At 70.4% G+C, this 9904-nt stretch carries 12 protein-coding genes; 4 read left to right on the top strand and 8 right to left on the bottom strand.

The genetic code is table 11. From position 1 onward, the window contains the following. Nucleotides 1-534: 534 nt before the first annotated feature. Nucleotides 535-1176, bottom strand: a complete 642-nt coding sequence (locus ACFYZ4_RS09225; RefSeq protein WP_390783432.1) for a DNA-3-methyladenine glycosylase — start codon at nt 1174-1176, stop codon at nt 535-537. 115 nt (nt 1177-1291) lie between these two features. Here ACFYZ4_RS09225 and ACFYZ4_RS09220 point away from each other — a divergent pair, with 115 nt between their 5' ends. The 3 genes from ACFYZ4_RS09220 to ACFYZ4_RS09210 all read left to right on the top strand — a co-directional run bounded on the left by ACFYZ4_RS09220 (nt 1292) and on the right by ACFYZ4_RS09210 (nt 3323). Further along, nucleotides 1292-2074, top strand: a complete 783-nt coding sequence (locus ACFYZ4_RS09220) for a sporulation protein (RefSeq protein ID WP_351299390.1) — start codon at nt 1292-1294, stop codon at nt 2072-2074. Nucleotides 2075-2136: 62 nt separating this feature from the next. Continuing rightward, on the top strand, nt 2137-2670 hold the full coding sequence (locus tag ACFYZ4_RS09215) for a YbhB/YbcL family Raf kinase inhibitor-like protein (protein WP_351299387.1): 534 nt from the start codon (nt 2137-2139) through the stop codon (nt 2668-2670). A 149-nt stretch (nt 2671-2819) separates the two neighbouring features. After that, on the top strand, nt 2820-3323 hold the full coding sequence (locus tag ACFYZ4_RS09210) for an HNH endonuclease (protein WP_351299384.1): 504 nt from the start codon (nt 2820-2822) through the stop codon (nt 3321-3323). A gap of 59 nt (nt 3324-3382) precedes the next feature. Here the strand turns inward: ACFYZ4_RS09210 and ACFYZ4_RS09205 are convergent, their stop codons facing one another. The 4 genes from ACFYZ4_RS09205 to ACFYZ4_RS09190 form a co-directional block, all read right to left on the bottom strand. Beyond that, nucleotides 3383-4153 (bottom strand): sulfite exporter TauE/SafE family protein, encoded by a 771-nt coding sequence (locus tag ACFYZ4_RS09205; protein WP_390783431.1) that lies wholly within the window; start codon nt 4151-4153, stop codon nt 3383-3385. A gap of 89 nt (nt 4154-4242) precedes the next feature. After that, the gene (locus ACFYZ4_RS09200) at nt 4243-5229 is read right to left on the bottom strand and encodes an SPFH domain-containing protein (protein WP_351299378.1); all 987 of its coding nucleotides are present in this window, start codon (nt 5227-5229) and stop codon (nt 4243-4245) included. An 84-nt stretch (nt 5230-5313) separates the two neighbouring features. Further along, nucleotides 5314-5742, bottom strand: a complete 429-nt coding sequence (locus ACFYZ4_RS09195; protein ID WP_351299375.1) for an NfeD family protein — start codon at nt 5740-5742, stop codon at nt 5314-5316. Nucleotides 5743-5793: 51 nt separating this feature from the next. Beyond that, nucleotides 5794-6597: an ABC transporter ATP-binding protein gene (locus ACFYZ4_RS09190; RefSeq protein ID WP_351299372.1), complete on the bottom strand. Its 804-nt coding sequence runs from the start codon at nt 6595-6597 to the stop codon at nt 5794-5796. 133 nt (nt 6598-6730) lie between these two features. Between ACFYZ4_RS09190 and ACFYZ4_RS09185 the strand changes: the two genes are divergently transcribed. After that, a complete protein-coding gene (locus tag ACFYZ4_RS09185) occupies nt 6731-7504 on the top strand; it encodes a hypothetical protein (RefSeq protein ID WP_351299369.1) in 774 nt (257 codons plus the stop codon). A gap of 189 nt (nt 7505-7693) precedes the next feature. Here ACFYZ4_RS09185 and ACFYZ4_RS09180 read toward each other — a convergent pair whose 3' ends face one another. From ACFYZ4_RS09180 to ACFYZ4_RS09170, 3 genes are all read right to left on the bottom strand, one after another. Further along, nucleotides 7694-7939: a chaplin gene (locus ACFYZ4_RS09180; RefSeq protein WP_319732101.1), complete on the bottom strand. Its 246-nt coding sequence runs from the start codon at nt 7937-7939 to the stop codon at nt 7694-7696. Nucleotides 7940-8087: 148 nt separating this feature from the next. Continuing rightward, nucleotides 8088-8753 carry a response regulator transcription factor gene (locus tag ACFYZ4_RS09175; RefSeq protein ID WP_351299366.1) on the bottom strand — a complete coding sequence of 222 codons (666 nt, stop codon included), beginning with the start codon at nt 8751-8753 and terminating at the stop codon, nt 8088-8090. After that, a complete protein-coding gene (locus ACFYZ4_RS09170; RefSeq protein WP_351299398.1) occupies nt 8746-9891 on the bottom strand; it encodes a GAF domain-containing sensor histidine kinase in 1146 nt (381 codons plus the stop codon). Before ACFYZ4_RS09170 ends, ACFYZ4_RS09175 begins: the two co-directional genes overlap by 8 nt. Nucleotides 9892-9904: the final 13 nt, after the last annotated feature.

The raw sequence follows: 9904 nt of genomic DNA, 5'->3' as shown, positions 1-9904 counted from the left end.
ACCCGTAATCGGGTGCACACGCACTTAGAGCGGGCCAGTCATGTCGGAATAAGACCGACTGACCACTGCGTCCTCGCTGTGTAATTGCCTGCCAGTGCCCGAAGGCCCGACAGGTCTTTTTCAAAGGAACCTCATCCACCGAAATGGACGGGGTATCAACTTTTGGCGTTGATTTTTGGCACGCTGTTGAGTTCTCAAGGAACGGACGCTTCCTTTGTACTCACCCTCGCGGGTTTTCCTCCGGGCTTTCGTTCTGTTCTTGCGTTTCCAACTCTACCAGATCATTTCCGCGCCGTTTCCGGCTTGGATTTGAATTCGGTGACCGTTGGGGGTCTTTGCCTTTCGGCGCTCCACCACGTTAGCGCTTATCCCTTGCCATTCATAATCGAGTGGTTGGCGAAGGAATTCGGGCATGCCGAATAGGACCCCGCCAGGGGTAAGTCGTAGGTGTTGGGTTGGCCGCCCCGGGGGTCTGCTGATGGCAGTGCCCCGTTCAAGCGGCTCGGGCTACGTTAGGCGTGTGGTCGGGCCGAGTCAAGTTGAGCGGCGGCGTGGCGCGTGGGCGCGGTACGGGCTCACCGTCGGGTCGCCGGTGAGCCAGAACCGGTACGGATGAGCGGCGCCGGCTCCGCCGACTCCCGTACGCGGACCACTGCTCACCAGGTCGGGCGCGGTGGGGGTGCCGGCGAGGAGGGACAAGGGGGAATCCGGGCCGGCGCAGAGGTCGGTCCCGTCGAGGGAGCGGTCCACCGCCAGCGCGGTGGCCAGACGGGCCGGGCCTTTGGCCAGTTCTCTCGGGCTTCTGGCCGAAAGTCGACGTTTGGCTGCGAGGTCGGCGCCCGTCGTGATCTCCCCGGCGCGGATCAGGACTCCGCTCGCGTGGTCCGGTGGGCCGCACACCAGGTTGAGGCTGAACCACATGCCATAGATGAAGTAGACGTACGCGTGTCCGGGCGGACCGAACATCGATGCGTTGCGGGCGGTGCGGCCGCGGTAGGCGTGCGAGCCGGGGTCGGATTCCCCCTCGTACGCCTCCACCTCCGTGATGCGCAGTTCGATGGGGCCGTCCGGGGTACGGCGCACCAGGGTGCGGCCGAGGAGGTCCGGGGCCACGGTGAGGACCGGCCGGTCGAAGAAGGACCTGGGCAGGGGCGTACGGTCGGGGCGCGCGCTCATCCGGTCGAGCGTAGTGGAACGCGCTCTCCTGCAACCGGGGCCTAAGGTTCCGCGTTGGTAAGGGGTAGGCGCGGCGTAGTCGCCAGTCCTTAGATCCGTATCAGGGAGTTTGAGCATGGGGTTCAGGAAGCTGTTCGCGAGCCTGGGTGCCGGTGGTGCCTCGGTGGACACGATCATCACCGAGCCGAACGTCGTGCCGGGCGGCATCGTCCAGGGCGAGGTCCGGATCCAGGGCGGATCCGTGGAGCAGCAGATCGAGGGGCTGTCCGTCGGGCTGCAGGCGCGGGTCGAGGTCGAGGGTGGTGACCAGGAGTACAAGCAGGACGTGGTCTTCACGAAGCAGCGTCTCGGCGGTGCCTTCAAGGTGGAGGCCGGCGCGCTGCACGTGGTGCCGTTCGGGCTGGAGATCCCGTGGGAGACGCCGATCACCCACTTCGGGGGCCAGCACCTGCACGGGATGAACATCGGGGTGAGCACCGAGCTGGAGATCGCGCGCGCGGTGGACGCGGGTGACCTCGACCCGATCAACGTGCACCCGGTGCCGGCGCAGCAGGCGATCCTCGACGCGTTCCGGCAGCTCGGCTTCTCCTTCCGCAGTGCGGACATGGAGCGCGGGCACATCCGCGGGACGCGGCAGTCGCTGCCGTTCTACCAGGAGATCGAGTTCCTGCCGCCGTCGCAGTACCGCGGGCTGAACCAGGTCGAGCTGACCTTCGTCTCGGACGGCCGGGAGATGGACGTCGTCCTGGAGATGGACAAGAAGCCGGGTCTGTTCAGCGAGGGCAGCGACACCTACCGCTGCTTCCAGGTGGGTCTGCACACGTACCAGGACACCGACTGGGCGGCTTACCTGAACCAGTGGATCGCCGGCGTCGGTTCGCAGCGCAACTGGTTCTAGGCTCGGAACCGCGTCCGTGCGCGGGCGCGGATCCGATGTCTCCCCCTCCCGGAGGTTCAGCAGTGTCAGACCAGAGCAGGGCGCCCCTTCCGCACGACTTCCACCCCGAGGTGCCGTCCTTCACGGTGACCAGTGAGGACGTCACCGACGGAGCCGATCTGCACGCGGCCCAGGTCCTCACGGGCAAGAACATCTCGCCGCAGCTGCGGTGGGAGGGCTTCCCCGAGGGTACGAAGAGCTTCGCCGTGACCTGCTTCGACCCGGATGCCCCCACGGGCAGCGGGTTCTGGCACTGGGTGCTCTTCGATCTGCCGGTGTCGGTGACGGAGCTGCCGGCCGGGGCGGGCAGCGGGGACTTCGCCGGGCTGCCGGAGGGGGCCGTGCACGCGCGGAACGACTACGGCACGCGGGACTTCGGCGGGGCGGCTCCGCCGCGCGGGGAGCGGCACCGCTACGTGTTCACCGTGTACGCGGTGGACCGGGAGCAGCTCGGTACGGACGAGGACTCGTCCCCGGCGAGCGTCGGTTTCCATCTGCGGTTCCACGCCCTCGGGCGGGCCCGGCTGATCGGTGAGTACGAGTCTCCCGCCCGCTGATCGTTCTCCGAGCGTTTGCCCGGTCCTGGTCTAAAGAAGGCCAGGACCGGGCATTTTTATTGCGTTGTCCCGCGTGGCGCGCGCGGCCAGAGTGGTTGCGGGCCCTGCCGCCGGTGTGGTCGCGGGCCTGCACACGGGAGGTGGGCGAGATGCGGGACACGCTGGTGCTGAATGCGAGCTTCGAGCCGCTGTCGACGGTGACCCTGAACCGGGCTGTCGTCCTGGTACTGCAGGACAAGGCCGTCGTCGAACAGTCGCATCCCGAACTGCGCGTGCGCGCCGCCACCATGGATCTTCCGATGCCCCGGGTGATCAGGCTGTGCAGGTACGTCCGGGTGCCCTTCCGAAGACATGCTCCCTGGTCACGGAGGGGGGTGCTGGTCCGGGACCAGCACCGTTGCGCGTACTGCGGGAAACGCGCGACGACCGTGGACCACGTGCTGCCGCGGGCCCAGGGGGGTGGGGACACCTGGCTGAACACGGTGGCGTCCTGCGCCGAGGACAACCACCGCAAGGCGGCCCGGACTCCGGAGGAAGCGGGGATGCCGCTGCTCCGGAAGCCCTTCGTGCCGTCTCCGGCGGACGCGATGCTGCTGGCCCTGGGGGTGGGCGCGCGGGAGGCGCTGCCGGAGTGGCTGGAGCGCACCGCCTAGTCGGATACCCGCTCGCCTGGTAGTCGCGCGCGCTGGGCGACGTAGTTTGCCTACGTCGCTCAGCGGAGCGTCAGCTGGACGATGGCGAGGACGCCGACCGTCACGATGACCGCGCGCAGGACGGTCGGCGAGAGCCTGCGGCCCACCTTGGCACCGATCTGGCCGCCGATGGTGGAGCCGACGGCGATGAGGAGGACGGCCGTCCAGTCGAATTCGGCGACGAAGAGGAAGACGACGGCCGCGATGCCGTTCACCAGGGCGGCGATGACGTTCTTGACGGCGTTGATCCGTTGCAGGTCCTCGCGGAGCAGCAGGCCCATCAGGCCGAGGTAGAGCACGCCCTGGGCGGCTCCGAAGTAGCCTCCGTACGCGCTGGAGACCAGCATGCCGCCGAGCAGGGCCGGGCCGCCGTCGGGGTGGCTCGTGTCGCCTCCGGCTGCTTCCTGACGCCGGCGCAGGGCGGCGGCGAGCCGGGGCTGGAGGAGGACGAGCACGAGGGCGAGCCCGATCAGGACGGGCACGATCGTGTCGAAGGAGTCCGACGGCAGGGTGAGGAGCAGGACCGCGCCCGCGAGGCCGCCGACGAGGGAGACGGCGCCGAGCCGAATGATGCGGGCGCGCTGGCCCTGGAGTTCCTTGCGGTAGCCGATGGCTCCGCTGATCGAACCGGGCACCAGGCCCAGGGTGTTGGACACGTTGGCGGTGACCGGCGGCAGGCCGGTCGCCAGCAGCACCGGGAAGGTGATCAGGGTGCCGGAGCCGACGATGGTGTTGATCGTGCCCGCGCCGATGCCGGCGGCGAGGACCGCGAGTGATTCCCAGATGGACATGGACTGTGCCATCCCCTTTGCATGAGTGAGTCGCCTCCCCGCCATGAAGGTCGAGGGGCCTCACCGATCATGCAGGAGAGGGTGGCGGGTCAGTCGATGGGGGGCTGTTCGCGACGGTCCGCGCCGTCCTTGTCGCGCGCGGCCGGGATGCCGCCGCCGTCCTTTCCGGTGTTCCCCGGGTTGAAGCCCGAGCCGCCGCCCATGGGGCCGAAGTTGCCCATGGCACCGGAGAGCCCCTTGAGGGCGTCGCCGATCTCGCTCGGCACGATCCAGAGCTTGTTGGCATCGCCTTCGGCGATCTTGGGGAGCATCTGGAGGTACTGGTAGGCGAGGAGCTTCTGGTCGGCGTCGCCGGCGTGGATGGACTCGAACACCGTGCGGATGGCCTGGGCCTCACCCTCGGCGCGCAGCGCTGCGGCCTTGGCGTCACCCTCGGCGCGGAGGATGGAGGACTGCTTCTCACCCTCGGCGCGCAGGATCTCGGACTGCCGGACACCCTCGGCCTGGAGGATCGCGGCGCGCTTGTCGCGGTCGGCGCGCATCTGCTTCTCCATCGAGTCCTGGATGGAGGTCGGCGGCTCGATGGCCTTGAGCTCGACGCGGTTGACGCGGATGCCCCACTTGCCGGTGGCCTCGTCGAGGACCCCGCGCAGGGCTGCGTTGATCTCCTCGCGGGAGGTGAGGGTCCGCTCCAGGTCCATGCCGCCGATGATGTTGCGGAGGGTGGTGACGGTGAGCTGCTCGATGGCCTGGATGTAGCTGGCCACCTCGTACGTCGCGGCCCGGGCGTCGGTCACCTGGTAGTAGATGACGGTGTCGATGTTGACGACCAGGTTGTCCTGGGTGATGACCGGCTGCGGCGGGAACGGGACGACCTGTTCGCGGAGGTCGATGCGGTTGCGGATCGAGTCGATGAACGGGACGACGATGTTGAGGCCCGCGTTGAGCGTGCGGGTGTAGCGGCCGAACCGCTCGACGATGGCGGCGCTGGCCTGCGGGATCACCTGGATCGTCTTGACCAGTGCGATGAAGACCAGAACCACCAGAATGATCAGGACGATGATGATCGATGACATGCGCTTCCCCGTGCCCTTCCGGCTGTCTGTGCTGCCCCGTTGAACGGAGTCTCGCAGACCCGGGGGCCGCGAGCAGGATGCTTGTCACATGACGACGGCGGTCGCCCCGTCGATCTCCACCACGTCGACCGACTGGCCCGGTTCGAAGCTGGTGTCCGCGTCGAGGCTGCGCGCCGACCAGATCTCGCCGGCGAGCTTGATGCGGCCGTCGCGGCCGTCGACCCGTTCGAGGACGACGGCGGTTCTGCCCCTCAACGCGTCGATGCCGCTGCGGTGTTGGGGGCGCTGGTCGCGGTGCCGGTTGGCGATGGGCCGGACGACGGCGAGGAGCGCGACCGACACGATCACGAAGACCAGGACCTGTGCCACCACTCCCCCGCCGAGGGCCGCCGTGACGGCGCCCGCCACGGCGCCGACGGCGAACATGCCGAACTCCGGCATCGCCGTCAGGACCAGGGGGATGCCCAGTCCGACCGCGCCTATGAGCCACCACACCCATGCGTCGATGTCCACATGGTCATGGTAGGTCCGGCGGGCGCGGTCCGGACAGGGTGCGGGGGGCCGTTACTGACCCAGGGGAAGACCCTGGGCGGTCCAGCGGTCGCTCCCGTTGCGCTCGACGACCAGGGGGAGGCCGAAGCAGAGGGAGAGGTTGCGGGAGGTGAGTTCGAGGTCGATCGGGCCCGCGGTGACCACCTTGCCCTGACGGATCATCAGGACGTGGGTGAAGCCGGGGGCGATCTCCTCGACGTGGTGCGTGACCATGACCATGGAGGGGGCCAGCGGGTCGCGGGCGAGCCGGCCGAGGCGGCGTACGAGGTCCTCGCGGCCACCGAGGTCCAGGCCGGCGGCGGGCTCGTCGAGGAGCAGCAGCTCGGGGTCGGTCATCAGGGCGCGGGCGATCAGCGTGCGCTTGCGCTCGCCCTCGGAGAGGGTGCCGAACTTCCGGTCGAGGTACTCGGTCATGCCGAGGCGGTCGAGGAAGGCGCGGGCGCGCTGCTCGTCGATCTCCTCGTACTCTTCCTGCCAGGTCGCCGTCATGCCGTAGGCGGCGGTGAGGACGGTCTCCAGGACGGTCTGCCGCTTGGGCAGCTTGTCGGCCATCGCGATGCCGGCGACGCCGATGCGGGGGCGCAGCTCGAACACGTCGGTGCCGGGCTTGCCGAGGGTGCCGCCGAGGATGGTGGCGGTTCCCTTGGTGGGGAAGAGGTAGCTGGAGGCGAGGTTCAGCAGAGTGGTCTTGCCGGCGCCGTTGGGGCCGAGGATCACCCAGCGCTCCCCCTCCTTCACCGACCAGGAGACCTGGTCCACCAGAGCCCGGCCCTCGCGGACCACGGATACGTCCACCAGCTCCAGAACATCGCTCATGAGCGTGTTGTCACCCCTTGCAGTCACGGTTCTCTGTGCGCCGGTAGACGCAGCCCCAGGGGAAAACCTACGCCACTCGGAGAGGGGTCCGGGGCCGGGGCCCGGTGCCGGGCGCGATCCGTAAAGTGGGGGGATGCTTTTCGAACCACGTTCAGGGCGGCTGGCCGCCTGGGGGAACGCGCTGTTGGCCGGACTGGTCTCGCCCGACGAGGCCGTGTTGTCGATCGTGGGCGAGGACGCCGTACACCGGGTGGAGGGGCTGCCGGGCGAGACGGGCCCCGTGGGGCTCACCCTGGCGCTCGGCCGGATGCGGGCACTGGGGGTGAGGGGGCTCCGTGTGGCGCTGCCGGCGCCGGGGCATCCGCTGGGGCTGAGCGGGCCGCCGGAGTTCAATGCGCGGGCGCTGGAGGCCGAGGAGGCCGTGGTGTGCGCGGGGGCCGCGCTGGGGCTCGTACCCGAGGTCTCCGAGGTGGGGCCCGAGGGTGACGTGCACGTGTCGGTGACCTGGCACTGCCTGCCGGTACGGGAGGCACCGCCGGCGGACGTGCCGTCGCTGAGCGAGGCGGAGCGGGAGCTGGCGGAGGCGCTGCGCGAGGCGACGGTGGCGCTGACCCGGCTGGACGTGGCCGGGTCGGGGCCGGTGGCGGAGGCGGCGCTGTCGGCGTACCGGGCGCGGGCGGAGGCGGGGCGGGAGGCGCTGGCGCCGGGGTATCCGGCGCGGGCGGTGCGGGTGCTGGCGCTGGCGCAGCGGGTGGACCTGATGGTGTCGCTGGCGTACGAGAACGGGCACGGGGGTGCGGTGGCCGCCTCGGAGATGGCGGCTCGGGCGGAGGTGTTGCGGCCGGTGGAGCGGGTGGCTCGGCGGGCGCTGGTCGCGGCGTACAACTCGGCCGTGGAGGGCGGCTAGGGGGGCCTCGGCTGCGCCGGGGCTCCTGGGGCTCCGCCCCAGCCCCCGCGCCTCAAACGCCGGCGAGGCTGAAAGACCGGGGCTCCGCCCCGAACCCCGCTCCTCAAACGCCGGAGGGGCTGAAAAAGTGCCGCGGCCCCGCTTCCCGGGGAGAGGGGGGAAGCGGGGCCGTGGTGCGCGAGGGGCGCGTCAGGCGTTAACGCCGGTGTTGCCGAAGGCGCCGTTGAGCAGGCCGATCACGTTGACCGTGTTGCCGACCACGTTCACGGGGACGTGGACGGGGACCTGGAGCAGGTTCCCGGAGGCCACGCCGGGCGAGTTCAGGGCCTCGCCCTCCGCCGACGCACCGCCGTGCGCCGAGGAGACACCGGCGCCGGCGGCGACAAGGCCGCCCGCGATCATGGTGACGGCTGCGGCCTTCTTGAAGTTCTTCACGTTCTCGTCCTCCAGTACGTCTGCCGCGACCAGCCGCCGCGGCACGTCATGGAGAACGGTCGCGCCGCGGCGGGGATACGCCATGTGGGCGACATACACCCGACCGTATGAATCTCAGTCCGGAACTAGACGGTCCGATTTACGTCACTTATTCGGCGAGTCCGTGCCTGACCGCCCACAATGCGGCCTGAGTACGGTCGGAAAGGTCCAACTTCATCAGGATGTTCGAGACGTGGGTCTTGACCGTCTTCTCGGACAGCACGAGCGCCCGGGCGATCTCGCGGTTGGAGCGGCCGTCCGCGATCAGGCCGAGCACCTCGCGCTCGCGGTCGGTCAGCGAGCCGGGCCGGGACGCCGACGGGCTCTGGTCGTCCTGCGAGAGCAGGGCCACCGCCACCTCCGGCTGGAGCAGCACGTGGCCGGCGTGGACGGAGCGGATGGCTCCGGCCAGCGCGTCGGGGTCGATGTCCTTGTAGACGTACCCGGCGGCGCCGGCCCGCAGCGCGGGGACCACGGTCCGCTGCTCCGTGAAGCTGGTGACGATCAGCACCCGTGCCGGGTTGGCCAGCTCGCGCAGTCTGCGCAGGGCCTCGATCCCGTCGGTGCCCGGCATCTTGATGTCCATGAGGATCACGTCGGGCCGCAGCTCCTCGGCGCGGGCGATGCCCTCCTCGCCGTCGGAGGCCTCGCCGACCACCTCGATGTCCTCCTGGACCTCCAGGAAGGTGCGCAGGCCGCGCCGGACCACCTGGTGGTCGTCGACCAGCAGGACGCGAATGCCGTTGCCGCCGTCGCGGCCGGTGCCGTCAGCCACCGGGGACCTCCATCTCGATCGTGGTGCCCCGACCGGGCTCCGCGTGCACGGTGAGCCGGCCGCCTACGCCGTCCGCGCGGTCCCGCATGGAGACCAGGCCCAGGTGGCGGCCCGCCCGGCGGACGAACCGGGGGTCGAAGCCCTTGCCGGAGTCGACGACCTTGAGGACCGCGCCGCCGGCGGGCGTCCGGGTGAGGGCGACCTCGACGCGGTCGGCGCCCGAGTGGCGCAGGGCGTTGTGGAGGGCCTCCTGGGCGACGCGGAGGACTGCTTCCTCCTGGGTCGCTGGGAGGGCCCGTACGCCGTCGCAGGTGAAGGTGACGTGCGCGGTGTGGGCCCGGTCGAGCACGTGGACGTGTGTGCGCAGGGTGGCGACCAGTCCGTCCTCGTCCAGTGCGGCGGGGCGGAGCTCGGTCACGGCGGCCCGCAGTTCGTCGGCGGCCTCCGCCGCGAGGGCGGCCACCTGCTGGAGCTCGTCCTTGGCGCGGGCCGGGTCGCGGTCGACGAGGGCCGCGGCGGCCTGGGCGGTGAGGCGGAGCGAGAAGAGCTTCTGGCTGACGGCGTCGTGCAGCTCGTGGGCGAGCCGGGAGCGCTCCTCGGCGATGGTGAGCTCGCGGCTGCGCTCGTAGAGGCGGGCGTTGGTGAGGGCGATGGCCGCGTGCTGGGCGAGGAGGGAGAGGAGCTCCTGGTCCTCGTCGGTGAACCCGCGCGGGCCGCCCGGGGCGCTCCGCTTGTTCGCGAGGAAGATCGCGGCGAGGGTCTCCTCGCCGTCCCGGACGGGCATGCCGAGGAAGTCGGACATGTCGGGGTGGGCGGCGGGCCAGCCCTCGAAGCGCGGGTCCTCGCGTACGTCGGCCAGCCGCTGGGGCTCGTCCTCGTGGAGCATCGCGGCGAGGATCCCGTGCTGGCGGGGCAGCGGGCCGATGCGGCGCCACTGCTCGGCGGTGATGCCGTCCACGACGAACTGGGCGAAGCCGCCGTGGTCGTCCGGGACGCCCAGGGCCGCGTACTCGGCGTCCAGGAGCTCGCGGGCCGAGGCCACGATCGTGCGCAGGACGTCACGGACCTCCAGGCGGCGGCTCATGGCGAGCAGTGCGGTGCTCACGGCGGCCAGGCCGCTGCGGGGGCCGCCCTGCAGGGGGCTTGCGGTC

The organism is Streptomyces sp. NPDC001513, assembly GCF_042894695.1.
Classification (GTDB): domain Bacteria; phylum Actinomycetota; class Actinomycetes; order Streptomycetales; family Streptomycetaceae; genus Streptomyces.
The sequence above is the reverse complement of the archived record's forward strand: the minus strand, read 5'-3'. Positions and strand labels throughout refer to the sequence as shown.

Bases quoted from the DNA above. Each gene is read 5' to 3' on its own strand.
- ACFYZ4_RS09190 (WP_351299372.1), bottom strand. From the start codon at position 6,597: ATGAGCGATGTTCTGGAGCTGGTGGACGTATCCGTGGTCCGCGAGGGC.
- ACFYZ4_RS09205 (WP_390783431.1), bottom strand. From the start codon at position 4,153: ATGTCCATCTGGGAATCACTCGCGGTCCTCGCCGCCGGCATCGGCGCG.
- ACFYZ4_RS09210 (WP_351299384.1), top strand. From the start codon at position 2,820: ATGCGGGACACGCTGGTGCTGAATGCGAGCTTCGAGCCGCTGTCGACG.
- ACFYZ4_RS09225 (WP_390783432.1), bottom strand. From the start codon at position 1,176: ATGAGCGCGCGCCCCGACCGTACGCCCCTGCCCAGGTCCTTCTTCGAC.
- ACFYZ4_RS09200 (WP_351299378.1), bottom strand. From the start codon at position 5,229: ATGTCATCGATCATCATCGTCCTGATCATTCTGGTGGTTCTGGTCTTC.
- ACFYZ4_RS09185 (WP_351299369.1), top strand. From the start codon at position 6,731: ATGCTTTTCGAACCACGTTCAGGGCGGCTGGCCGCCTGGGGGAACGCG.
- ACFYZ4_RS09220 (WP_351299390.1), top strand. From the start codon at position 1,292: ATGGGGTTCAGGAAGCTGTTCGCGAGCCTGGGTGCCGGTGGTGCCTCG.